Origin of the sequence: Acinetobacter terrae, from assembly GCF_002135195.1 — a bacterium.
Classification (GTDB): domain Bacteria; phylum Pseudomonadota; class Gammaproteobacteria; order Pseudomonadales; family Moraxellaceae; genus Acinetobacter; species Acinetobacter terrae.
Map to the genome: position 1 here is coordinate 109875 of NZ_NEGF01000011.1, position 23171 is coordinate 133045.

Sequence of the window (23171 nt, forward strand, 5' to 3'; positions counted from 1 at the left end):
TATGTATCTGGTTAAACATATTGCGATGCGGCATGTGCAGATGCCCATGCCCATTGAAAATTAAAACCGCCTAAATGACCTGATACATCAAGAACTTCACCGACAAAGTAAATGCCTTTTTGCTTTTTACTTTCCATGGTCTTAGATGAAACTTCTGTGGTATCCACACCACCTAAAGTCACTTCTGCAGTACGATAACCTTCAGTTCCTGATGGTTTAACTTCAAAAGCATGCAAGCGCTGAGCAATCTGTTCAAGCTTTTCATCACTTAAATTACCAATCGCCATATCTGCCGATTCAGCCCAGATTAAATTTTGTAATTCCAGTACCACACTTTTAGGCAGATGCTCATTTAACAAAGTCCGCAGTAAGACTTTTGGTTGGCTGGCTTTTTTCGATTTAAAGAAATCAACCAGGTCGATATAAGGCAGGAAGTTAATATTAAAGCGCTGACCGACATCCCAATAATTGGAGAGTTGTAGTGAACTTGGCCCACTTAAACCGCGATGGGTAAACAGCAGGGCTTCGGTAAAACTGTTTAAATCATTGGAGAGTGTCGCATCTACTGCATTTCCGCTTAAACGGGTAGTAACTTCTTTGAATTGATCAGAAAAAGTAAAAGGCACCAAACCTGCACGAGTGGGATGGATATGATGTCCGAACTGTTTGGCAATCTCATAACCAATCCCTGAACCACCTAGGGTCGGCACCGATAAACCACCGGTTGCCACCACTACAGATTCAGCTTGAAAATAACCCATAGACGTTGCCACTTGAAAACCTTGACCCTCAACAGGAGTAACAGTTTTTACTTCACAGCTGGTTTTAATATCTACCAAGCCAGTTTTATCGCATTCCGCCAATAACATGGCTAAAATTTCTTTGGCGCCGTTTAAGGTAAACAGCTGACCGTGTTTGCGCTCTTCGTATTCAATGCCATGTTCGCACACCAAGCCAATAAAGTCCCAATTGGTATAACGAGTCAAGGCTGAAATTACAAAGTGCGGATTATGTGAAATGTAATTTTCAGGTTCGACATACAGATTGGTAAAGTTACATTTACCACCACCAGACATCAGAATTTTTTTACCGACTTTGTTGGCTTTTTCAACCACCAAGACTTTACGACCACGTTGTGCCGCCATATATGCCAACATCAGACCTGATGCACCGGCACCTAAAACAATGACATCGTACTGATTTGTAGACATGGGACAACTCACGGGAGATAAAAGCAGGGCATTATAGACAATTTTACTGCTAATTTCAGGCTTGATCTTATCCAGTGTGGCGACCTTGCAAGCCGCCCGTGTGAATCACCAAGATACGTGAGCCATGTGGAAAATAATTTTGTTCAATTAAATCAAACAAACCGACCATCATTTTGGCGGTATAGACTTGCTCTAAAGGAATCTTGTGCTCGGCTTCAAAAGCCTGCATGAATTGAAAAAGTTCAGGTGTGGTTTTGGCATAACCTCCACAGCAATAAGCATCGGTAATCTGCCAGTTTTTCTTCGTTGTCCATTGCTTTACATCATGTTGCAGGAAATCACCTTTTAAGGCTGAAAAACCAACAATCTTTTGATGCTCTGAACTTGCTTCAATGATTCCTGAAATGGTTCCACCTGTACCCACGGCACAGCAGATCACATCATAATTTTGCAGGTCATCGCTATTTAGAATTTCCTTGCAGCCTTGAATGGCAAGTGGATTGGTTCCACCTTCAGGAATAATAAAATGTTCAGGAAATTGCTGTGTTAATTCAGCAAGGTATTCGGGTTGATTTTTTAAACGATACTGTTCACGCGAAACAAAATGCAGTTGCATGCCAAACTGTTGCGCCGTGGCTAAAGTAGAGTTTAATGGTTTGGCTGCCAGTTCTTCACCACGAATAATCCCCACGCTTTTGAAGCCAAATAAATGTGCTGCATATGCTGTTGCAGCAATATGATTGGAATAAGCCCCGCCAAAAGTGAGAACTTTATTTAAATCTTGTTTTTGGGCTTCAAGAAAGTTGTATTTCAGTTTAAAAAATTTATTGCCGGAAATTTGCGGATGGATTTGATCTAATCGCTTAACCGTGATTGACACAGGAACATCAAGATTAAGTTTTTGGTAGGCCACTGACTGTGCAATTTGATCAAACATTTCATCACGATCCCTGAATATTCAATTGTATTGTACGCAAAATATTTTTATCTAGAGTTATATTATTTGCTTAAGACTGTGTAGCTACGGAGATCGCTACAGGAATGCGAAGGTGAAAACGGTCAATTTTTATCACTCAGTTTGTTGAAATAAATTTTGAATGGATATTTCTGTGTATGTAGATTTGCGATCTATGCTTATTTGTAAAAATATCTTAAATAATTGAATTAAAAACATAAAAAAATGATCGAAAAACATACATTGGTGCTAAGCTAGAAAATATAACAATGATGAAAAAAGAGGATATGTGATGAAAAAGCTATCCGTGGGTTTATCCGTTTGCTTGCTATTGTTGCTGACCGCTTGTGATGCAAAAGATGACTATAATAAGCCGAAAACCGAAGTTCGAACCATGATTATTGGCGGTATGCCAGTTCATGACAGTGATTATCGTCTCTCACAGCTCAACGCCCGCGAAACCAAGCCGGTTGTTCAACAGTAAGAGACTGGAACGAAATTAAGGTGTCTACGCCAGATTTGCGGAAATTTGAATAGATGCCTTAATTTTTGCAAACAGTTTACCCTATTTAAATCCTTATGAACTTTATAAAAAGGTCTGGTACGCGCTCAATATGTACCAACTGTGGTGTAGATGATGCTTAAATAAAAACATCATTTGTATTTTATATCTGTCTAAAATTGGATTTTTGAATCGAGCAGAAACATAAAATTATTACGGCAATAAGAATATAAAACACGTAGAATTGGCCAACCCATTTTCCCTCATCATTTAAGGTAAATAGCATTGGAATCGTTATTGATATTAGGCTCAATTACTTTGGCTTTAATGTTGGGTGCCATCAGCCCCGGGCCAACGTTTATATATGTGGCTAAAAATTCAATTGCGATTTCTCGTAAACATGGTCTGTTTACTGCTTTGGGTACAGGTACGGGCGCAGCGATATTTGGTTTACTTGCCGTGATGGGGTTGCAAGCCGTTTTACTGGCTGTGCCATCTGCATATTTGGCTTTAAAAATCTGTGGTGGTTTATATCTGTTGTGGTTAGCTTTTAAAATTATTAAACATGCCAAAGAGCCAATGGATTCGGCAGATACTTCAGTTCAACCAATGAGTTATAAACAGGCATACCGTTTGGGTTTAATTACGCAAATGAGCAATCCCAAAATTGCGATTATTTTGGCCAGTGTTTTTACGGCACTTTTACCCAAAGATATTCCTACTTATTTTTATGTGGTTTTGCCGGTCCTGTGTTTTTTTATTGATGCAGGCTGGTATTCATTGGTGGCGGTCGCTTTGTCAGCTGAAGGTCCACGAAAAGTCTATTTAAGATTCAAAGCACTATTTGACCGTATTGCAGGTGGGGTGATGACTTTGCTTGGTTTAAAACTCATTTTTGGAATGAAATAGTTTTCTTATCAGGAATGAGTGAGATCATCTTATTCTTCTTATAGTTCAAAAATAAATTGGGTATTCGGTTAAGTTAGCACTTCTCAAATGTATCTCTAAGATAAAAAATATACTGTAGAAAATAAAAGACCGACGATTCGAGTGATGATGAAATCGTCGGTCAAAAAAAATCTGTCGCAAGTTTTAGCTTGGGCTGCTGTTCCGTACTAAAACTTGAAACCAAGTTTATTGCTTTAGGAAAAGTTCACCGAAAATATTGTGGATGCCGGTACAAATTAACGGGTTTATGAACTTCTTACCCTATATAACGCAGGGGATTACAGATTGGTTGACAATAAAATGAAAAAAAACTCATTTTTTTCTATACTGGTAGTCTAAAAGTTGCTTATGCAGGTATGCGGTGTCACTAAGTCGATATTTTTTATGGTTTTTCTTTTTTTGTTTTATTTTTACCTGTATCTGCGGTGTGCTAGCAGCTTTACTACCTACAGGCTTGGGCGGTATTCTTACCATTGTTCCTTATCTAACTGCAATGATTTTAGTACTGTATAAATTTTTGAAACAGCAACAACGTGCACCAAGCGAACAAGAAAGAAAAAAAATAACTTTAGGGTTCAGTCTTATTTTCTGGGGCTATAACCTTGCATTTTTATTGCTGGGGATTTTTATATTTTCCAAAGGCGATCTCGAGGTTTGGCAGAATTTTCTTCTCTATTTGAAAAATCCACAATTTATGAGTGTGGTGCTGATTATGTTTTTACTCATTGCGATCCCACTTTATATTTTGACCTATTGGTTTTATGGCAAACAGGCCCAGCGTATGGCGAAAAAAATGTTTGGCTAAAAAATTGCTGTACGCTTGAATTAAAAATGATTCTATTTTATAGATAAGAATACTCAAGTGAGGTGGTCGAATGCTAAAAGAAAACGTACTGGTGACGGGTGCAAGTGGTTTTATTGGTTCGCATCTACTGCCTTATTTATTGTCACGTGATTATGCAGTGATTGGGCTGACACGTCAGAAAAACAAGATTTCTAATCATCCTGATCTCACCTGGGTTCAGAGTCTTGATGAGCTTAAAACCGATCGCATTGATTATGTGATTAACCTTGCTGGTGAAAATATTGGTCAGGCGCGCTGGACAGCAACACGAAAGCAGCAACTCATTCAGAGTCGGGTTGAAATCACCCATCAGCTGTACCGATATTTAGAAAAAAGACAGATTTTTCCGAAACGTATTATCTCAGGTTCTGCAGTGGGTTATTACGGTATAGATCCGACTGAACAATGGTCAGAAGTTTGTACCGAACAGTCTGCGCCACAATCTATTTTTATGTCGGAACTGTGTCAGTTATGGGAACATGCGGCATTAAGTTTTCAGCAACAGAACACTAAAATCGTGCGCTTCGGTATTGTTTTTGCAAAGAATGGAGGCATTCTTCCACGCATGCTGTTGCCGATTAAACTGAATCTGGGGGGGCGAATTGGACATGGGCGGCAACCGGTCGTGTGGGTACATATTCAGGATGTACTGCGGGCAATTGAATTTCTAATGCTAAATGAAACCAGCACGCAAATTTTTAATGTGGTCTGTCCAGAAAAAATGACCCAAGGGCAATTTGCTCAAACAGCTGCGCAGCAACTTAAACGTAAACCTTTATTCTGTTTACCGGCTTTTGTTTTAAAGGGGATGTTGGGTGAACAATCGCAACTGGTGTTGAACGGTCAATATGTACAACCGAAAGCCCTGCAGGAACTGGGATTTGAGTTTAAATATCCCACTTTAAAGCTGGCTTTGGCTGATATTTTAGCGGGTGGTTAAAACTTCAGATTTTAATCTCTGAGTGCTAAAAGCGGTAGGATCTACACATGTGGGTTGCTCAAGCATCAGCTGTCGTAATAATCGTGCAGAGGCAGGTCCCATACATAAGCCATTACGGAAATGTCCGAAGTTGGCCCATAGATTATCAAGCTCTGGCATTTTTCCGATATAGGGCACACCAGTAGGTGAACTCGGTCTGAGTCCTGCCCATTGTTTCACAATCGGAAACTGTTCAAGTTCCGGCACCATCTCCAGACAGGCTTTGTAAATATTCTGTTGGGTTTGCATATTGGGACGATGTTCAAAACCCAGCTCATCCATACTGGAACCACAGACCACATGCCCGTCTTGACGTGGAATCAGGTACATCACCTTATTCATGCAGATAGTCGGCAACCACTGTTCAGGGGTTTTAAATAGCAGCATTTGTCCCTGAACGGGGGTAACTGGAATGGTCATATTCAATTGCTGCGACCAGTGTGCGGACCATGCACCGGTTGCAATGACGATCTGGTCGGCCTGAATCTGTTGACCGGATTGGGTTTGAATAGAGGTCACACGCTGTTGTTGAATATGAAAATGATCGACCCAGGTATTTTCATAGAACTGTACGCGTGGATGCTGTTTTAAATAACTGATGATGGATTTGAGCAGGCGTGGATTACGTACATTAGACAACTGTGAAAAATAGAGCGCTTGACTAAACTGCGTCGAAATATGCGGATTGACCTGCCGGAGTTGAGGCTGTTTTAGCAGTTGGCATTGCTGCATCGGTTCATCAAACTGCTGGGCGTAGCGTTGTCCGATGTCAAAATCGCTTTCATCTAAAATCAGCATGCCGGTATCATGGATTTCAAAATCAATGCCCGTAACAGGTTTTAATTTTTCATTCCATTCTAAATATAACGGTTTACCGTGTTGCGCCAGTTGATTCACCGCGCGTGGATAGCGCCATGGATACATTGGAGAAAGGATGCCTCCACCAGCCCACGAAGCAGCTTTGCCTGCTTGCTGCTGATCGAAAATGATGACGGAACATCCTTGTTCCACAAGTTCTAAAGCAGACAATAGACCGCTAATGCCTGCTCCGATAATGGCAATATTCATCGCTTGTGCCACTAATCCTTATTTCATGTCTTTGAGTTTAAGCGCAGCTTCTTCAGCGAAGTAAGTCCAGATGCCATCAGCACCGGCACGGCGGCAACTCATCAGGGATTCAATAATCACATCGTCCGATAACCAGCCATTTTGAATGGCACCGGCCAGCATCGCGTATTCACCGCTGACTTGATAAACGAAAGTGGGCACACCAAAAGTATCTTTCACTTCACGCACGATATCGAGATAAGGCATACCCGGTTTCACAATCACCATGTCTGCACCTTCCTGAATATCCAGTGCAATTTCATGCAATGCTTCAGCACGGTTGCCGATATCCATCTGGTAATTGTATTTGTTGCCACCTTTAAGGTTGCTTGATGAACCGACCGCATCACGGAAAGGACCGTAGAAGCTAGATGCATATTTAGCCGAGTACGCCATGATGTTGGTATAGATATGACCATTGGCTTCGAGCGCAGTACGAATCGCGCCAATACGGCCATCCATCATGTCACTCGGTGCAACCACATCTGCACCGGCTTCGGCATGACTTAAAGCCTGTTTAATCAGGCATTCAACAGTTTCATCATTCAAAACATAACCGGTGTCATCAATAATGCCGTCTTGACCGTGCGTGGTATAAGGATCAAGTGCACCGTCAGTGATCAGCACCATTTCTGGCAATTCTTTTTTTAACAGGCGAATGGTATTTTGAACCAAGCCATCTTCGTCCCAAGCGGCTTCAGCCGTTAAGCTTTTGTCTTCTTGCGGTGTTACAGGGAATAAAGCGAGTTTAGAAACCCCCAATTCCAGCAAGCGTTCTGATTTTTTTAACAGCAGATCAGCAGAAAGTCGCTGAACATTCGGCATGCTTGGAATATCTTGGGTCTGGTTTTGCCCCGGAAGTACGAATACTGGGTAAATGAGATGGTCGGTCGTCAACTGGGTTTCACGTACCATAGACCGTAATTTGTCATTTTTTCGAATTCGGCGCATACGCGTAGCAGGAAATGCAGGGCGATTGAACGTATAAGTCATAACAATCTCAATGATCAGTATTAAACTATGGCTATTGTAGCCCTAGAATCAAATTTTGGGGCAAAAGTTAATAGCTATTTCTCAAATTAAGGTATTCGAGCAGATTATGAGTAATTCAGATAAACATTGGACAGGGAATATTCATTTGGGCTCGAAAGTGGATATTGATGTTGTCCTGAAGCAGTTGTGTCATGCATTCAATAGTTCTCCTTACTTCAAACACAACGAGATGGTCATGCGCGTCGTTGATGGCCAAATTGAAGCCTATATTGAAATGCAGCCTTTTATGATTGGAAATGTTGCTTTTCAAATTTTACACGGCGGTGTAGCGGCAACAATTTTGGACAGTATCGGCGGCATCGTTGCGATGGGCGAGTTATATCGAAAGACAGAAGCTGCAGACCTGCCGGATACCATTAAAAAAGTTACGCGCTTGGCGACTGTCGATATGCGGGTTGATTATTTGGCTCCTGGTCGTGGAAAATGTTTTATTGCCCGCGCTGAAACCTTACGTTTGGGGCGTAAGGGCTGCACCATGCGGATGACTTTGGTCAATGATGAAGATAAGCCGATTGCCACTGCAATTGCATCTTATGCCTATTAACTTTGCCTTAAGGTCGGCAAATTAGACATCAGTAGATGTAACAAAAATATTTGGCATTGAATGAAAATTCAGTGCCGAATTCATTTTTAAAGACTGGTGAGTTACATTTTTATTATCGCATCATGATTTTTTGTCATTAAAATGCGCAGCAATATTAAATAAAAAATGACTTTCTCATCGACACCATTTCATGACATTGATTTGTCTTGCATAGCTGTTCGTTTCATCTCAATCAGAACGATAGATATGATGTGTAGTGACCAAGTCTGTTGGATTTAGGAATAATCGATGACAGATGCGCAAAATACCCTGCCAGAAACACAACCAGACGCAGACATTTCCGACACTGCTACAAAAGCAAAACGCAAGAAAGCCTTAAGCTTGGTCGCGTTGATCTTTATTATTGCAGTGATCTTATATGCAGTCTGGGCGTTATTTTTAAATCGTTCAGTGAGTACCGATAATGCCTATGTCGGTGCAGAAACCGCCTCGATTACTTCCATGGTGAATGGTCAAGTCGGGCAGGTACTGGTCAGTGATACTCAGCAGGTTAAACAGGGCGATATCTTGGTTCGGGTGGACAATCGTGATGCAGAAATTGCGCTTGCACAGGCGCAAGCAGAATTGATGAAAGCAAAACGTCAATACAAACAGACTCAAGCCAATAGCAGCGCTTTAAATTCACAGGTTTTTGTCAGTGATGACGGCATTCATAGCGCAGAGGCTCAGGTGGCTAAAGCACAAGCCGAGCTGAATAAAGCACAAGATGACTTGGCGCGTCGTAAGCAACTCAGTGCTTCAGGTGCAATTTCGAAAGAAGAACTGAGTACTGCACAAAGTGCGGTGAATAATGCTCAAGCCGGTTTAGATTTGGCGAAGGCTGGCTTGGCTCAGGCACAATCCAGTCAAAAAGCCGCACAAAGTACTTTAGCAGCAAATGAAGCGCTGATTCGTGGCAGCAATGAAACCTCGACGCCTGATGTACTGATTGCTCAGGCAAAATTGAAACAGGCGTTGCTTGATCTGGAACGAACTGAAATTAAAGCGCCGTTTGATGGTGTGATTGCGCGTCGCAATATTCAGGTTGGACAACGTGTTGCTGCAGGTACTGTTTTAATGATGCTGGTGCCGATTAATAAACTCTATGTCGATGCCAACTTTAAAGAAAGCCAACTGGCAAAAGTACAAGCCGGGCAGAAAGCCACCCTGACTTCTGATTTATATGGTGATGATGTTGAGTTTCACGGCACAGTGGTGGGCTTTTCTGGTGGTACAGGTTCCGCATTTGCCTTAATTCCTGCACAAAATGCGACTGGTAACTGGATTAAAGTGGTTCAGCGTTTACCGGTGCGTATTGCACTTGATCCTAAAGAACTGGCCGAGCATCCTTTACGTGTCGGCTTGTCGATGGAAGCGAAAATCAACCTCGCTTCGAAGTAGTGGCTAATGAATAATAACTACGTACCATTTGGCGACCTGAAAGGGGGACGCCTGATTCTTGCTGCCTTTGTGTTGGCTTTGGCCAACTTTATGGTGGTTTTGGATATGACCATTGCCAATGTTTCAGTGCCGCATATCACGGGCAGTCTGGCAGTTTCCAGTTCCCAAGGGACTTGGGTGATTACCTCGTATGCGGTTGCAGAAGCGATTTGTGTTCCACTGACCGGATGGCTCGCAGGGCGCTTTGGTGCGGTGCGGCTGTTTGTCATCAGTCTGATTGGCTTTACGGTTTTTTCTGTTCTTTGTGGATTATCCAGCAGTCTGGAAATGTTGGTGATTTGCCGGATCGGACAAGGCTTGTTTGGTGGGCCAATCATGCCGCTCAGTCAAACCTTGTTGATGCGTATTTTCCCTCCGGAAAAGCAATCACAAGCCATGGGCATGTGGGCAATGACCACCGTAGTTGGACCGATTCTTGGACCAATTTTAGGTGGTTCAATTAGTGATAACTTGTCCTGGCACTGGATTTTCTTTATCAATATTCCAGTTGGAATTTTCTGTGCGATTGCCGCATTGCGTTTATTAAAACCTGCGGAAACTTTAATTTCGAAAATCAGAATTGATACCATTGGGCTGTTTTTGCTGATTTTATGGATTGGCGCATTACAGTTGATGCTTGATCTTGGACATGAAAATGACTGGTTTAACAGTAGCTTTATTTGTGTCTTGGCCGTGATTACCGTAGTCGGGTTAATTCTGTTTATTATTTGGGAACTCACCGAACGGCATCCAGTGGTCAATATTCAGATTTTTAGATATCGCGGCTTTACCTTCTCGGTTTTATCTTTGGCATTTGCCTTTGGTGCATTCTTCTCCAGTATTGTGCTGATTCCACAGTGGGTGCAAATTAACTTGGGTTATACCGCAACCTGGGCGGGTTATTTAACTGCGACCATGGGCTTTGGCAGTTTGCTCATGTCACCGATTGTGGCCAAGATGGCGACCAAATATGACCAACGCATTTTAGCCAGTTTTGGTTTAAGTCTTTTGGCGGCAGTGACCTTGATGCGTGCGTTCTGGACCACGGATTCTGATTTTATGGCATTGGCATGGCCACAAATTCTGCAAGGCTTTGCTGTGCCATTTTTCTTTATTCCTTTGTCCAATATGGCATTGGCTTCGGTGCAGCCACATGAAATGGCATCTGCTGCTGGCTTAATGAACTTCCTGCGTACCATGGCTGGGGCAATCGGTGCTTCCATTGCCGTAACCTTGTGGGATGATCACGCCAAAGTTGCACGTAGTGAGATGGTTTCCAACCTGCATGTGGATGAGGTGCAAAATACCTTGATGCAAAGTGGCATGAGTTCAGAAGGTGCGCTGGGCTATATATCGAGTCTGGTGGATAAAGAAGCCTTAACTTTGTCTGCCAATCATGTGTTTTTAATTTTAGCGATGGTTTTTGTTTTTGCTGCTTTAATTGTCTGGCTTGCGCCAAGACCTAAATTGGGTTTGGGTGGCGGTGGCGGTGGTCACGCGCATTAATGCTCATCCTTTAAGACATAAAAAACCGCTGAATTCAGCGGTTTTTTATGACAAAGAATATTTCAGTTAAATTTTATATATCTGATCGGGTCCGTTTTAAAGCTATTTGCCACTGATTCAAACGGCTTTGACGCTGATCCGCCTGCATATTTGGTTCAAATGCACGGTCTAACTGCCAAGATTCGGAAATCTCTGACAGATTGGAAAATACACCTGCTTTTAAACCTGCCATAGCCGCCGCACCCCATGCAGTCGATTCCAGCATTTTAGGACGTAGCACCGGAACATTGAGAATATCCGCCTGGAATTGCATCAACATGTTATTTCTACTTGCCCCCCCATCTACGCGTAGCTCTTTTAAAGGATGGCTAATATCTGCTTGCATCGCCGTGAGCACATCGGATACCTGAAAAGCAATCGATTCTAAGGCAGCACGGGCGATATGAGCTTTGTTGGTTCCCCGGGACATTCCGCAAAGTAGAGCACGAGCATCGCTGTCCCAATGCGGTGCACCAAGTCCTGTAAAAGCAGGTACCAGAACAACGCCGTCGGTATCATTTACTTGGCAAGCCAGTTTTTCGACTTCGCTACTATTTTGAATAATCCCTAAACCATCACGCAGCCATTGCACAATGGCGCCTGCCATAAACACGCTGCCTTCCAGTGCATAAGTGGTTTGGTCTTGGCATTGCCATGCAAGGGTACTGAGTAATTTATTTTGGCTAAATTGAACTTGATGACCGGTGTTAAATAGCATGAAGCAACCCGTACCGTAGGTATTTTTCGCAGTGCCCACATCAAAACAAGATTGACCAAACAAGGCCGATTGCTGATCGCCTAAAATTCCGGTAATCGGGATATTGGCACCGAGTAAACCAGTGGCGGTGTCGGCAACGTAGCGATCAGATGAAATGATTTTGGGTAAAACTGAATGGGGGATATTAAATAGCTCAAGCAGTTCTTCATCCCAAGTTTGAGTTTGCAGATTCATCAGCATGGTACGTGAAGCATTGCTGGCTTCAATCACATGTTCAGCACCTTGAGTCAAGTTCCACATCAGCCAGCTATCGACTGTACCAAAAGCCACATGTCCTTGCTCGGCAAGTTCACGTAAGCCCTCTACATTTTCCAGTAACCAAACCAATTTTCCTGCACTGAAATAGGGGTCTATGCGTAAACCTGTTTTATGCTGAATTTTATCCTGCAAATTTTGTTGTGTGAGCTGGCTACACCATTCGGTTGCGCGGCGATCTTGCCAAATAATAGCAGGGGCGAGGGGCTTACTATTTCTTTTATCCCAAACGACTGTAGTTTCTCGCTGATTAGTCAGCCCAATGGCTTTGATATCTTTGGCAAGAATGCGGGCAGAGGCGAGTGCTTGTTGCACCACAGCAATTTGCGTCGTCCAGATTTCTTGGGCATCTTGCTCAACCCAACCCGAAAGCGGTGTTTTGATATGGATTTCTAGTTGAGCGGTTGCCTGCACTTGTCCATGTTCGTTGAAAATAATCGCACGACTAGATGTCGTCCCCTGATCGAGTGCAAGTAAGTAGCTCATAATTTTTTCTTTTAATCGACTTGAAAAGTAAAATATTACCGCAATAATGTAATTAAGCGCATCTAGTTGTGTAAATGTTTAGAAAAGAGGTCGTAATTTTTAACATTTATGCTATGATCGCTTTGTACTTTGGGGGTGTTTCTGGCTTCGACGCTGGTGATGAAACTCATAGATGCATGCCGAGAGCGCATTTTCTCTCGTAAATCAAATTTGCATTTTTTAGTCGCAAACGACGAATCATACGCTCTAGCTGCCTAAGGGCAGCTTGTCCGCCTCTCCGAATACTTGTGGTTAGAGAGACCGACTGAAGCGCACGCACACAAGGCCGTATAAAGTCAAGCCTCGGGGCTTTGTACTAAATTAAGAGGATCGCGATTTGTACCCTGTTCGTCGGGTCACAAAGAGTTAAAACAATAGACGATATCTAAGCATGTAGTATTCTCGAGCGTAATGCTGGCGGACGCGGGTTCAACTCCCGCCACCTCCACCAAATACTTAACTTTATATGACTTAACTTAACGAAATATAAAGTGGAAAGGCTTGATTCTAAAGGAATCAAGCCTTTTTTTATGCCTCAGCATAACTAGCTATAGTGTACATGCACCGTGTACACTTCCATGTATATTGCACGTTTTATTGAACTGACGGGTGTACAAGGTTATGAAAAGAACAGATATTAAGCGCAGATAATGGGCCGATTGACTTTTATCTAATCTCAGTTCATTTCATTGCTAGTTTAATCGGTGATTGAGGTATTAAAAAAAACCACTCGGGGCTTTTTTACAAATTTAAAGTAAACTACTTTCTGCTTTTTACTTCCATAAGCTCATCTACTAACTCATCAATCTTAGTATCTGTGCTACGCCATTTGTTTAATGCGAAACCACCATTTCCTTTTAATCTAAACTCAGCATCTGAAACCACTTTGCTATCTTTCATTAATGTTAATTTGGCATAACTAAGGTACGTTACGACATCCCAAGTGCGCAAAGCTGTATAATCCATAGTAGTTTCACAATGAGTTAGGTCTGAATTTTCAGGATAAACTCTCGCACCAATATTATATCTCGCAAAGCTTCTTACTAAAGATTCTTCAAATCCATTAACTATTACTTTAGGATTTTTAATAATACATATTTGTTTTACTGCCTGAGGCTGAAAGCCATCTGTATTTTTAACTTGGATCGAAGTACATCCAACGACCCCTAATCCACCCATCAAAATAATTAATAATTTTTTCATTTTAAATCCCTCTTTAAGTGTTGATAAAATAAAAAATAAATTACATTTGGTCTAAATCTCAATTAGTTTTCGGAGCGGTAAATGTATATGAGGGACTTTTTTAATTTTGCTTTTATTTTTAATAGGCAATAAAAAGCCCAATATTGAATTGGGCCTATTCTTTACTCTTCGATTTCAATGGGATCTCCGTCCTCTGGGCGAATATGACGCGTTCCATCATCTGCGGGATCAACACTTGAACCATCTTTAGTAATAGTGTTGTACATCTCATCCTCTTTCTTATCATTGATAAACTCTTCATCTTCAAGGTCTAGAGGCTCTTCATCATCATCGAAATCTAAAGGCTTTTCTTCATCTTTCATGGCGATCCATCACTTATTTAACCAAGAGAATATCATCCTCAAACATTCGATAGAGTTATTCAATAGACAACAATCATCATTTGTGTAACTAGCCTTTTAGAATGCAGGTGATATTTGCATGGGGATTGATATGAAACACGGCTTTTACATTTCACTCTTCTATTAAAAACCACCGGAAGGTGGCTATTTTTCAACTCATCTCTGGCAATAGTTTCAATTTAACAACTTGTTTTGGGTTGTAACATGTCTCCCAAGCTTGTTGATGATCAGACCACCATTGAAGCTGACCTTCTTGTGTTAAACGATAAAATGTAACCTTTTTAATTAACGGAAAATCATTATTTGGTACAAATAATTGAGCACCAGTCACTTTTTGTTCTTCAATTTCTTGGTTTAAAATTTCGATGAGCTTTTCTTTACTTATGATATCTATCACGGCTCTGCACCTCTGCAAATTACCCAAAATTGGGCGCGGAAAGCATTCAGGTTAAATACCTTTCAGGAGCGACCTTGTCCGCCGGTTTATTGTACAGCTAAAACACCTATCCAACAAAGAATCCATCTAGTCACTTACACTCAGCAGCCACTTGGACATGTGTTTATGCATGACATAAAAACCAAGCGAAAATAAATCTAAATAAGAATTGCCACATGATCACAGCCAATAAGAAAAACCCCGCCAATATTTAGGATTGAGCAGGGTATTATCTACCGTAATACGTCCGGCTATTTAAAATGGCTGCGATCAACTCTTAGTAAAACCAGATTTTGTCTAGGTTGGATGCGTTCGAAGTCTATCTTTCTTTCCAGGCAATATCGCTCAAATCTATTCAATGCATCATCTTTTTCTGAGCTTAATATCACCTCAATCTCAGCATAATCAACTTAAATTTACGAGTTAACTTTCCGTTTTTACGGAGGGTAATACAATCTCATTATTGGGAGAGTGGTCAGATAGAGTAAGTAGCATTGGGCTTATCGGTTTTTTGATTGTTGTAATCAGGCTATGGAAATGTGACCAATTGGTTGTACGGTGAATTTTAGATATTAGCTTATTCATTTTCGAATTAGAGTGGTGAATAAACCGTTAATGATGGGATTGTGCAACCAAGTTAAGTTAATGATTTTGTATAAGAATGATTATATTTCGTTTCATTAGATCTCTTTCGTAAAACATTTTTTGATGAATACCTAGTTCCATTAAACACTACGAAAACCAATAATTTTCCTCACTAACACATACGTTTAGATTAATAAAAATACAATTATGGAATAGGTTTATTTCATTTTTTAGTTAAATATAAAAAAGGTGTCTTAGCGCTTAGTTAAACCCATATATGAGACACGTTACAGTCCTGCAAAATAACGTAGACCTATTCTTAACGAAGAGGTGAAATGATGAATATTGCAAAGAATACGATCTGCCTTTGGTACGATAACGACGCTGAAGGCGCTGCGCGATTTTACACCGAGACATTTCCAGATTCATCAATTGGTGCAGTACACCGAGCCCCTGGGGATTATCCATCGGGGAAGGAAGGAGACGTATTGACTGTCGAGTTCACCGTGATGGGTGTTGCGTGCGTCGGACTTAACGGTGGACCAACATTCAAGCATAACGAAGCCTTCTCGTTTCAGGTTGCAACCGAAGATCAAGACGAAACTGATCGCTACTGGAATGCGATCGTCGGCAATGGCGGTCAGGAGAGTGAATGCGGCTGGTGCAAAGACAAGTGGGGTATCTCTTGGCAGATTACGCCCATCGCCCTAACGAAAGCATATACAAGTCCTGACCGTGCAGCCGCCAAACGCGCATTCGATGCGATGATGCCGATGAAAAAAATCGACATTTCCACGATTGAGGCAGCATTTCGCGGTTGAGATACGCATGGTCTAATAATTCGTTTAAATTGACGTTGCTTCGCGGCACGGCTTAACTCAAACGTTAGGTTCTCTTCACTTAACGGCTATCTTTAAATGAAGTTAAGTGCTCACCCAGTTCTACAACTAGCACCTCTCATAGATTTCGGATCGCCAGCATGGTTTTTAAATTAATAGATTGTGATTTGAGTTTAATTGACGTCACCTGAAGAAATCCAGCGGAATATAAAAGCCTTTAAATTTAATGTTTGAAGGCTTTGTTATGCCTGTATATAACTGAGCTTAATCCAGTACATGATTTTGTATCGTGTATCTCAACTGGAATTAGGAAGTTTACTGTCCATTTTGCGGAATTATCTCCACTATTAAATTGTTAGCGTATTCAGTTAAATATCATCTAAAGCTTTAGCTATACAGCCTTTTTAGCTTTGTAATCTATTATGTCCTAATAATTTTTGTTTGTTATGAAATCTGTGCATTGTGGTACATCATGTTGAAGTAAGAATAAAATATGATTAAAAAGTATAGCTAGGCTTAATTCTATTTTTAGCTTTCTAGTTAAGACGAACAGCGGCAACAAAAAAACTGGATAGGTAATCGCTGTCAGGAAAAGTATATCAGTCTGATCATAAGAACTATCAGCGATAAATTTGGCTGACCTGGAAGGCCGTTCTACCACCATTTGTTTTCTCATCTAAGGGAAAATGGCGCTAAAAGGCGATCGAGCCTGATCCAGTGTATTTCAAGTGTTTTCACTTATGATTCAAGGAGAACGTGCCATGAATTTCCCCAAAGTGTTGCTTATTGCCGGATGTGTTGTGCTGTCTGCACCCGCCGCTTTAGCAGCTGACCAGCCCATGGCGGGTAAAAGTAGCTCAGGGGGAGCTTCCCCTGCAGCCGATAAAAATGCTATCGCCAGTGCAATGAGTGCAGCGCCGAAAAAAGTAGGAGCAGCGGCCACAATCGTGGCTATAGGTGCTGATGGCAAAATGCGTACCTTGCGCAAAGGCACTAATGGTTTTACTTGTATGCCCGACAATCCAACTACCCCAGGTCCTGACCCGATGTGTATGGACAAGGCAGCTCTGGAGTGGGCAGATGCCTGGATGAGTCATAAACCGCCTACGGTGGGTAACGTCGGCTTCATGTATATGCTGGCAGGGGGTACCGATGCCAGCAACGTGGATCCCTATGCCAAGAAGCCCACTGCAGGCAACCACTGGATCAAGACGGGTCCCCATGTCATGATCGTCGGTGCTGAACCCCGCTTCTACGACATGTACCCCAAGAATGCTCAGCCGGACACCGCTGTTCCTTACGTAATGTGGTCTGGAACGCCGTACCAGCACTTAATGATTCCGGTCAAGTAGTGAAAAGACCGATAGGGTATGCACGCATGTTTAAACCCTTAAATTCAGGAGTTAAATTTAACTAATTTGCCTGCTAATAAGAAAATTACCCGTGCAAGCTGTGGTTAATTCCTTATTATAATGATTGAAGTATAGATAGAATTTATAATTTAGAAGCTCATCGGAAGATGGGCTTTTTACATTTGTGTTGTAAAAATTAAACGTTGTAACTGACTAATTATTATATTATTGTTTTTCAAACAATATAAGGATAAGCAATGAAATTACTAGTCATAGTTGGGTTAGTAGCATTGGTGGGTTTAACTGCATGTCAGAAAAAAGATACTGATACTCCCCAGCAAGATAAAACTACTTCACCCCACTCAATGGATAAAGATAAATAAATTAAATCCATAATTTAATGTGGTTTTAATGAAAAAATTAGTATTTATGCTTAACATTTATTCTACAAAGAGCTTTAAATAAGTCGGGCATATTAGACTTCGATTAGTTTCTTAGATAGATAATAAAAATGGACAAAAATGCTAATTTTCACCTCTTGGAGCAAATCTACAATTTTGTTGTGGTGAGACCAGGATTTAAAGTAAAAAAAAATCATGAACAATTATTAGATTTTTTTACTGAAATTCATCAAGATCATGAAGCGGGCTTAAAATTTGATTCACCTTCTAAAATTATTCTTATGTTTGGAAGTCGTAAAATAGTCAATATTGATTTATCCCCGCCATTGAGAAATAAAACTGATTTCTTGGAATGGGTATACAAGCAATTAAATTAAGATAATGAAAACTAGGGCTGCATGCGATCTGGCATATGCTGTTTTTAGAAAAATTAAAGAAAGAAATCAGCACACCAACAAAAAAATGAATAAAGGTGAGTTTTTCTCTGATTTAAGTAGCGAACCATTAATGCGTTGGCAGTTTTAAATTTAATATGAAATTATTGAAATATATTAAAAAATTTAATATTTGGCTCAAATTATTATTAAGAGTAGATTGGTTTTTAGCTTATTTAATGCCGCGTTATTTAGTGATTTAAATACCAACTTAACCTGAATCAACGCAAATGATAAGGGGAAGCTCGACCTTTAAAATAGGTGGGCTATCCAATACTTGTTAAGAATTTAACAAGAAATTGTGAACTTTTTGCCATTGCCACTTTGTATGGAATGAATGTAAAACTGGAACCTGCAATAACGATTGGGAACTGGTTAAGCCATGGAAAGGAAAAGGGTTATTGTTATGAGTGGGATATTTATGGTATGTCTATCCTTACTTTGTGTCCATGTTTATGCAGATTTTAAGAGAAAAAAATCAGAGCGAATAAAGCTATTGATAAGGGAAGCAGAATTGTCTTTATCTAATCTTGGTGATAGTAAATAAACATAGTGAAGGCTCGGTTCTTTGATGGGTTTTTTTATGCTTATAAAATATTACACCTTGAAAAGAAAAAACAACTCAAGCTAAACGGTTGAAAACGGTTGCTCTGTATTTTTTATACTTTGTTATCGACGTCTGAATGGTATATTTCAGTTACTCCAAAAAGAAAGTAAGAAAGAAGAACAAAGATGGTAAACCAAATATTAGTCCGCTTAATTCCCCCGATTAAGCGGGCTTTTTATTGTTCATAATTTTACACGGATAGGATTAAAAAATGGATATTTAGATATATACTTTTGGCTAGTGAACTCTTACCGCATCAGTAGTTTATTGATTATGGATGAATTGTGTAGTATATTTTACATACTATTACAAGAGTTAACCTTCCTATTATATGTGGAATTATATCAAAAGCTTTAATATCGTTGATACTTATTTGATTTTATCCAGTTTATTAGTAATGTTTGTGGGGATTAATTTTTACACTTTAACTCCTGTTTAGGAGAGTGTAAAAATATTGGAAAGCTCGGTCGTTGATCGGGCTTTTTATTTGCTCTAAATGATTAATTTAGTTTATCTGATAATATGATTTAATTAACATTATTTTAATTTTTGGTATATTTCGCCAGTGTAAATTGCTGGATTAGTATACAAAATAATCTACAGAAACTAGCTGTAGTTTCTGCACCTCCCAAGGTGTTCTTAGTTTTATATCCATGCTTTCCCAAGCATGGATTTTTTTTATCTGGAGAAAAATATTTCTGATTTCCTAAAATCAATAATTTGTATTCAGATAGATGAGTATGATTTTTATGCTGAAACAATAGAGTTTGAAAGGGCGTTAAGTGTGAAGAAAGATAAATCTAATGGGTGAGAAGCATTTAGTTTTAACCCTACTAAAAATATAAAATAAGTTTCTAATTATAAAGAAATTATTACATATCTAATTATAAAAATTACAATTTTTACAGAATGCCTTTTTATAATGTCTAGGAAAAATAACAGAGACATAAAAATGCCTAAACTTCATAAATTAAAAGAAGTAAGTGCTAAAAGTAATTGTGGCACAGAAATTAGCGTAGAGCGGATCTATGAAAGAGTTCGAGATGGAGCAAGCAACGACGAAACATGGATACCCTTGCCTAAAATTGCGCTTACAGACAAAGTCATTGATTTAAGCGACGACGATACATTTACTCATCCTCGAACTGGGATAGTTTTTAAAGTATTAAGAGAGGAATATGCGTAAGTTAAAAGGATGAATTTGAGTTTTTTATCCAGTCCCACCTTGGATAGCTGAGTAAATACTACAAATGAAAACATAAACAAGTATTTAATAAATATTTTCTAAATTTCAAGAAAGATCTATGCAATATACACAGCTGATGATGAACTCTTTATTTAATCGTATTTGAAATACCCCATTGCTTAGACTGAATATAAAAGTAAGAGTCTTGATGAATCAAAACTCTGGTTTATAGCTTAATTAGGACGAACAAATCAGCTGTTGAGTTTGAAAGAGACGCCTGTATTCTGACCGTATAACAATTAAGTGAACAAGGTGGCTCTGAAAAACCACCAACCTGATCGTTTTCTGTATCTTATTCTAGGTTATTTGTGGAGGTGTAAAATGAAATTATCAGAACAAGTAAAACAGGCATTTTTCGATTACATAGATCAAAACTATAAAGTACCTAATTATCTATTAATAAGTCCTGATAGCTATAAAACATTACTTGAGGAACGTAGTCATTTTATTACAACGACTCCCATGGATACAGGCATCGTAGATATGAAATTTCTAGGCTGTGAAATTGGGGTTGCTCCAAATGATGGGCCTTCCTTTGAGTGGAAAAAGAAATAATTTAGTCTTTCTTAGTAGGGGTTTTTAATACTTAATAATTCTCGTAATATTTACATCCTGTTGCAATTGATTATTGATTATACTTTTATTTGATTGTATAAAAAAAGAACAATGAGAAGCAGGGAATGAGGCCATGAGTACAATAGAAATGTTTGTCACTTCGTCTTCAACTTTAATGCTTATACTTGTTATATATGGTCTGGGACAAATGGCCAATTAACCTAAAGATTTAATAAAGCCACCTTCGGTTAGTTTTTTGATCTGTAAATTTATTGTTTTATTAAATATGCGGTACATGTTCAGGAAATAAAACCTCAGCGTTTAAGGCGGTTAATGTTTTTTCTTTTTTTTGTTTTCCAGGATATCAGGAGGGCGTTAGTTGATAAAGTTGAGTTCATTTTTCGGGATAATTAAAAAGCCCTAAATTTTTAAGATTGAGGGCTTTTTAATTTCAAGATGTACTCTTATTAAATTTTTTGCGCTAACAATGTGGCGAAACGCTGCTTGATACGATTTCCATTTTCATCAACACGATGAAGCTCTCCGATATTTTCGTTGTATTTTACAAGAGTCCAGTCCTGATAATAAGCACTTAACTCACCCGGTTTAAATGCAAATGGAAAATCAGACTGGACTGGATAATCATCGGTATCCATCGCACAAACAATCAGGTTAAAGCCTTGTGGTTTGGTTGCATGTTGCATTTGCTCAATCAGCTGAGGAATGGTTTCTGATTCTAGAAACATCATCACCACAGTGCAGCAGATAAAATCATAATGGTCATTAATATTGGTATTTTGATTCAAATCACGAATCAGGGGATGAATATTACTGATTTGTTCGGACTGTATAATTTCATTTAATTTCTGAATGCTATCTCTATTAATATCCCAAGCATCTACATCAAAACCATGTTGACTTAAGAATAGAGAGTTTCGTCCAGATCCACAGCCTACATCCAGTGCATTCCCTGCATGAAGGTAAGTCATTGCCGCTAAAATTTCTGAATGAGTGGGTGTTATCTGATATTTCTTTGAAAAATAATCTTCAGGCTCACAGTAAAAACTCAGCTGAGATTCTATGTCTTGACTGGCGGAAACTATCCTGTGCCATGCCTGAGGTTCAATGAAAGGAGGCTGCTGGCTAACAGAAAAAATATGTTCCGACAGTATTTCCTCTGATTCACTCAACATCGCAAAATTTAATTCGCCTTTTAATATGGTCAGTTTGGCCCATGTTCCTGCTTTTGTATTGTGTGGTCTTTGAAAAGCTTGAGGGATTGAATCCTGCGCCCAAAGGGGGAGTTGCTTATAGCAAATAAGATTTTGCATAAAATCCTCGAGTATTTATATGGCTGTTAATATTTGTCTAACTGCAAAATCAACAGCTTTCTGAATGATGCAGAGAATGAGAAAAGTAATTACATCAAATACTACTTTAATTGTTTTCATCATATTATTTTAGATATTAACTTTTAAGACTACTTTTTACTCAATGTAATTTTAATGAGTTCAAGGAAGATCCACATATAGAATGAAGATGAATCCACAAAATCGACTTTTAGAAATAATAAATAAGCTTGATTGTTAAATTGTCATTGAATGCTATTAGCTTTCATTACTGAAAAAGAAGGGAGTCTTAGAAAAGCATATAGGAGAGGGTACTTGGAAATGAAGGAGTAGATGTAGACCAAGCTGGTAATTAGATAAAATGGGAGCTTGGACTTTTTTTATTTTTTAGCTATTTGGAGTGAACTAAATAACCTGAAGAAAATATGGAATAGTCCATTACTTATTACAGTCTCCTATAGAAATTCAGTGTGGAGATCCTTTTCTTCAAACTGAGCAAAATCGAAATAAAGATTATTTAAGGGAGTAAAGTTGTATACACAATAATATTAGAGGTTAAATCTGTAATAAAAATCAGTTTAAAAACTCCATTTAAGTAGAAGTTCTTATAAGTATGATTAAAAAATGGGTGAAAATACGATTTTTTTGGCAAATTAGCTGAAAAAATAAACACTCATGCTGAATATGTGAAATAAGGGGTTGCGCCCCTTCAGAAACTGTATAGAATACGCGGCATACCAACGAGATATGTTGAAACGAACGAAACGCGAAGCGTTGAGTTGTTGAGATTATCTTGTTGCTTCTTGTCTCTGACGAAGAGCAAGACAGATCATTAAGAGATTATGAAGAACAACTTGTGTGGATTTTTACCGGTTGATCGATCGAAATTATTTTCATTGATTGATGGTAGAAATTACTCGAAGTTTATTTGAGAAATTAAAGTCAGAAAATTGATGAGCCAAGATTTGTAGCCATAAGCTACTAATGATTTTTAACTGAAGAGTTTGATCATGGCTCAGATTGAACGCTGGCGGCAGG

Annotated in this window: 23 protein-coding genes and 1 other RNA gene; 14 read left to right on the forward strand and 10 right to left on the reverse strand. The window is 39.5% G+C overall.

All coding sequences use genetic code 11. From position 1 onward, the window contains the following. Positions 1-11 precede the first annotated feature (11 nt). Together B9T23_RS12405 and B9T23_RS12410 are read right to left on the reverse strand one after the other, a co-directional pair. Positions 12-1211: a BaiN/RdsA family NAD(P)/FAD-dependent oxidoreductase gene (locus B9T23_RS12405; RefSeq protein ID WP_086194314.1), complete on the reverse strand. Its 1200-nt coding sequence runs from the start codon at positions 1209-1211 to the stop codon at positions 12-14. 67 nt (positions 1212-1278) lie between these two features. Further along, the gene (locus B9T23_RS12410) at positions 1279-2148 is read right to left on the reverse strand and encodes a 1-aminocyclopropane-1-carboxylate deaminase/D-cysteine desulfhydrase (RefSeq protein WP_086194315.1); all 870 of its coding nucleotides are present in this window, start codon (positions 2146-2148) and stop codon (positions 1279-1281) included. Positions 2149-2458: 310 nt separating this feature from the next. Between B9T23_RS12410 and B9T23_RS12415 the strand changes: the two genes are divergently transcribed. From B9T23_RS12415 to B9T23_RS12430, 4 genes are all read left to right on the forward strand, one after another. Next, a complete protein-coding gene (locus tag B9T23_RS12415) occupies positions 2459-2650 on the forward strand; it encodes an NF038215 family lipoprotein (RefSeq protein ID WP_086194316.1) in 192 nt (63 codons plus the stop codon). 345 nt (positions 2651-2995) lie between these two features. Continuing rightward, positions 2996-3577: a LysE family translocator gene (locus B9T23_RS12420; RefSeq protein WP_171263102.1), complete on the forward strand. Its 582-nt coding sequence runs from the start codon at positions 2996-2998 to the stop codon at positions 3575-3577. Between the two features lie 400 nt (positions 3578-3977). Beyond that, complete coding sequence (locus B9T23_RS12425; RefSeq protein WP_086194318.1) at positions 3978-4421, forward strand: ABZJ_00895 family protein; 444 nt, start codon at positions 3978-3980, stop codon at positions 4419-4421. Between the two features lie 70 nt (positions 4422-4491). Next, positions 4492-5400 carry a TIGR01777 family oxidoreductase gene (locus B9T23_RS12430; RefSeq protein ID WP_086194319.1) on the forward strand — a complete coding sequence of 303 codons (909 nt, stop codon included), beginning with the start codon at positions 4492-4494 and terminating at the stop codon, positions 5398-5400. Here B9T23_RS12430 and thiO read toward each other — a convergent pair. Together thiO and hemB are read right to left on the reverse strand one after the other, a co-directional pair. Beyond that, positions 5386-6507, reverse strand: a complete 1122-nt coding sequence (gene thiO / locus B9T23_RS12435) for a glycine oxidase ThiO (protein WP_086194334.1) — start codon at positions 6505-6507, stop codon at positions 5386-5388. The genes B9T23_RS12430 and thiO overlap by 15 nt on opposite strands. A gap of 18 nt (positions 6508-6525) precedes the next feature. Continuing rightward, positions 6526-7539 carry a porphobilinogen synthase gene (hemB, locus tag B9T23_RS12440; protein ID WP_086194320.1) on the reverse strand — a complete coding sequence of 338 codons (1014 nt, stop codon included), beginning with the start codon at positions 7537-7539 and terminating at the stop codon, positions 6526-6528. Positions 7540-7645: 106 nt separating this feature from the next. Here hemB and B9T23_RS12445 point away from each other — a divergent pair, with 106 nt between their 5' ends. The 3 genes from B9T23_RS12445 (at position 7646) to B9T23_RS12455 (ending at position 11128) form a co-directional block, all read left to right on the forward strand. Next, positions 7646-8143 carry a thioesterase family protein gene (locus B9T23_RS12445; protein WP_086194321.1) on the forward strand — a complete coding sequence of 166 codons (498 nt, stop codon included), beginning with the start codon at positions 7646-7648 and terminating at the stop codon, positions 8141-8143. Positions 8144-8431: 288 nt separating this feature from the next. Further along, positions 8432-9583, forward strand: a complete 1152-nt coding sequence (locus B9T23_RS12450) for an HlyD family secretion protein (RefSeq protein WP_086194322.1) — start codon at positions 8432-8434, stop codon at positions 9581-9583. A gap of 6 nt (positions 9584-9589) precedes the next feature. After that, entirely contained in the window at positions 9590-11128 is a 1539-nt protein-coding gene (locus B9T23_RS12455) for a DHA2 family efflux MFS transporter permease subunit (protein ID WP_086194323.1), read from the forward strand. A gap of 73 nt (positions 11129-11201) precedes the next feature. Here the strand turns inward: B9T23_RS12455 and glpK are convergent, their stop codons facing one another. After that, positions 11202-12686, reverse strand: a complete 1485-nt coding sequence (gene glpK, locus B9T23_RS12460; RefSeq protein WP_086194324.1) for a glycerol kinase GlpK — start codon at positions 12684-12686, stop codon at positions 11202-11204. A 131-nt stretch (positions 12687-12817) separates the two neighbouring features. Here glpK and ssrA point away from each other — a divergent pair. Beyond that, positions 12818-13176: a transfer-messenger RNA gene (ssrA, locus tag B9T23_RS12465) on the forward strand. Between the two features lie 308 nt (positions 13177-13484). Here ssrA and B9T23_RS12470 read toward each other — a convergent pair. The 3 genes from B9T23_RS12470 to B9T23_RS12480 all read right to left on the reverse strand — a co-directional run bounded on the left by B9T23_RS12470 (position 13485) and on the right by B9T23_RS12480 (position 14726). Further along, complete coding sequence (locus tag B9T23_RS12470; protein ID WP_086194325.1) at positions 13485-13928, reverse strand: Sbal_3080 family lipoprotein; 444 nt, start codon at positions 13926-13928, stop codon at positions 13485-13487. A gap of 161 nt (positions 13929-14089) precedes the next feature. Next, on the reverse strand, positions 14090-14290 hold the full coding sequence (locus B9T23_RS12475) for a hypothetical protein (RefSeq protein WP_067726305.1): 201 nt from the start codon (positions 14288-14290) through the stop codon (positions 14090-14092). A gap of 190 nt (positions 14291-14480) precedes the next feature. Next, positions 14481-14726 carry a hypothetical protein gene (locus B9T23_RS12480; protein ID WP_067726303.1) on the reverse strand — a complete coding sequence of 82 codons (246 nt, stop codon included), beginning with the start codon at positions 14724-14726 and terminating at the stop codon, positions 14481-14483. 962 nt (positions 14727-15688) lie between these two features. Between B9T23_RS12480 and B9T23_RS12485 the strand changes: the two genes are divergently transcribed. Next, complete coding sequence (locus B9T23_RS12485) at positions 15689-16171, forward strand: VOC family protein (protein WP_213033042.1); 483 nt, start codon at positions 15689-15691, stop codon at positions 16169-16171. A gap of 763 nt (positions 16172-16934) precedes the next feature. Here the strand turns inward: B9T23_RS12485 and B9T23_RS17015 are convergent. After that, positions 16935-17210: a hypothetical protein gene (locus B9T23_RS17015; RefSeq protein ID WP_228145927.1), complete on the reverse strand. Its 276-nt coding sequence runs from the start codon at positions 17208-17210 to the stop codon at positions 16935-16937. Here B9T23_RS17015 and B9T23_RS17020 point away from each other — a divergent pair. The 5 genes from B9T23_RS17020 to B9T23_RS12510 all read left to right on the forward strand — a co-directional run bounded on the left by B9T23_RS17020 (position 17200) and on the right by B9T23_RS12510 (position 20784). Beyond that, complete coding sequence (locus B9T23_RS17020) at positions 17200-17541, forward strand: hypothetical protein (protein WP_228145928.1); 342 nt, start codon at positions 17200-17202, stop codon at positions 17539-17541. The two genes, B9T23_RS17015 and B9T23_RS17020, sit on opposite strands and share 11 nt — an antisense overlap. A 257-nt stretch (positions 17542-17798) precedes the next feature. Continuing rightward, positions 17799-17924, forward strand: coding sequence for a hypothetical protein (locus tag B9T23_RS17175; protein ID WP_265733413.1), 126 nt, complete (start codon positions 17799-17801; stop codon positions 17922-17924). Positions 17925-18052: 128 nt separating this feature from the next. Then, entirely contained in the window at positions 18053-18319 is a 267-nt protein-coding gene (locus B9T23_RS12500; protein ID WP_067726295.1) for a hypothetical protein, read from the forward strand. 1616 nt (positions 18320-19935) lie between these two features. Further along, positions 19936-20169 (forward strand): hypothetical protein, encoded by a 234-nt coding sequence (locus B9T23_RS12505; RefSeq protein WP_067726291.1) that lies wholly within the window; start codon positions 19936-19938, stop codon positions 20167-20169. A gap of 381 nt (positions 20170-20550) precedes the next feature. Beyond that, positions 20551-20784, forward strand: coding sequence for a hypothetical protein (locus B9T23_RS12510; RefSeq protein WP_086194327.1), 234 nt, complete (start codon positions 20551-20553; stop codon positions 20782-20784). Between the two features lie 467 nt (positions 20785-21251). Here B9T23_RS12510 and tehB read toward each other — a convergent pair whose 3' ends face one another. Further along, a complete protein-coding gene (tehB, locus tag B9T23_RS12515; RefSeq protein ID WP_086194328.1) occupies positions 21252-22115 on the reverse strand; it encodes an SAM-dependent methyltransferase TehB in 864 nt (287 codons plus the stop codon). Positions 22116-23171 lie beyond the last annotated feature (1056 nt).

Excerpts from the sequence above, each read along its gene's own strand:
- B9T23_RS12475 (WP_067726305.1), bottom strand. The coding sequence starts at position 14,290 with ATGAAAGATGAAGAAAAGCCTTTAGATTTCGATGATGATGAAGAGCCT.
- B9T23_RS12510 (WP_086194327.1), top strand. The coding sequence starts at position 20,551 with ATGAAATTATCAGAACAAGTAAAACAGGCATTTTTCGATTACATAGAT.
- B9T23_RS12455 (WP_086194323.1), top strand. The coding sequence starts at position 9,590 with ATGAATAATAACTACGTACCATTTGGCGACCTGAAAGGGGGACGCCTG.
- B9T23_RS12430 (WP_086194319.1), top strand. The coding sequence starts at position 4,492 with ATGCTAAAAGAAAACGTACTGGTGACGGGTGCAAGTGGTTTTATTGGT.
- B9T23_RS12470 (WP_086194325.1), bottom strand. The coding sequence starts at position 13,928 with ATGAAAAAATTATTAATTATTTTGATGGGTGGATTAGGGGTCGTTGGA.
- B9T23_RS12450 (WP_086194322.1), top strand. The coding sequence starts at position 8,432 with ATGACAGATGCGCAAAATACCCTGCCAGAAACACAACCAGACGCAGAC.
- B9T23_RS17020 (WP_228145928.1), top strand. The coding sequence starts at position 17,200 with ATGCCCGACAATCCAACTACCCCAGGTCCTGACCCGATGTGTATGGAC.
- hemB (WP_086194320.1), bottom strand. The coding sequence starts at position 7,539 with ATGACTTATACGTTCAATCGCCCTGCATTTCCTGCTACGCGTATGCGC.
- B9T23_RS12505 (WP_067726291.1), top strand. The coding sequence starts at position 19,936 with ATGCCTAAACTTCATAAATTAAAAGAAGTAAGTGCTAAAAGTAATTGT.
- B9T23_RS12410 (WP_086194315.1), bottom strand. The coding sequence starts at position 2,148 with ATGTTTGATCAAATTGCACAGTCAGTGGCCTACCAAAAACTTAATCTT.
- B9T23_RS12405 (WP_086194314.1), bottom strand. The coding sequence starts at position 1,211 with ATGTCTACAAATCAGTACGATGTCATTGTTTTAGGTGCCGGTGCATCA.
- thiO (WP_086194334.1), bottom strand. The coding sequence starts at position 6,507 with ATGAATATTGCCATTATCGGAGCAGGCATTAGCGGTCTATTGTCTGCT.
- B9T23_RS12500 (WP_067726295.1), top strand. The coding sequence starts at position 18,053 with ATGGACAAAAATGCTAATTTTCACCTCTTGGAGCAAATCTACAATTTT.
- B9T23_RS12485 (WP_213033042.1), top strand. The coding sequence starts at position 15,689 with ATGAATATTGCAAAGAATACGATCTGCCTTTGGTACGATAACGACGCT.
- B9T23_RS12420 (WP_171263102.1), top strand. The coding sequence starts at position 2,996 with ATGTTGGGTGCCATCAGCCCCGGGCCAACGTTTATATATGTGGCTAAA.
- B9T23_RS12445 (WP_086194321.1), top strand. The coding sequence starts at position 7,646 with ATGAGTAATTCAGATAAACATTGGACAGGGAATATTCATTTGGGCTCG.
- glpK (WP_086194324.1), bottom strand. The coding sequence starts at position 12,686 with ATGAGCTACTTACTTGCACTCGATCAGGGGACGACATCTAGTCGTGCG.
- tehB (WP_086194328.1), bottom strand. The coding sequence starts at position 22,115 with ATGCAAAATCTTATTTGCTATAAGCAACTCCCCCTTTGGGCGCAGGAT.
- B9T23_RS17175 (WP_265733413.1), top strand. The coding sequence starts at position 17,799 with ATGAAATTACTAGTCATAGTTGGGTTAGTAGCATTGGTGGGTTTAACT.
- B9T23_RS12415 (WP_086194316.1), top strand. The coding sequence starts at position 2,459 with ATGAAAAAGCTATCCGTGGGTTTATCCGTTTGCTTGCTATTGTTGCTG.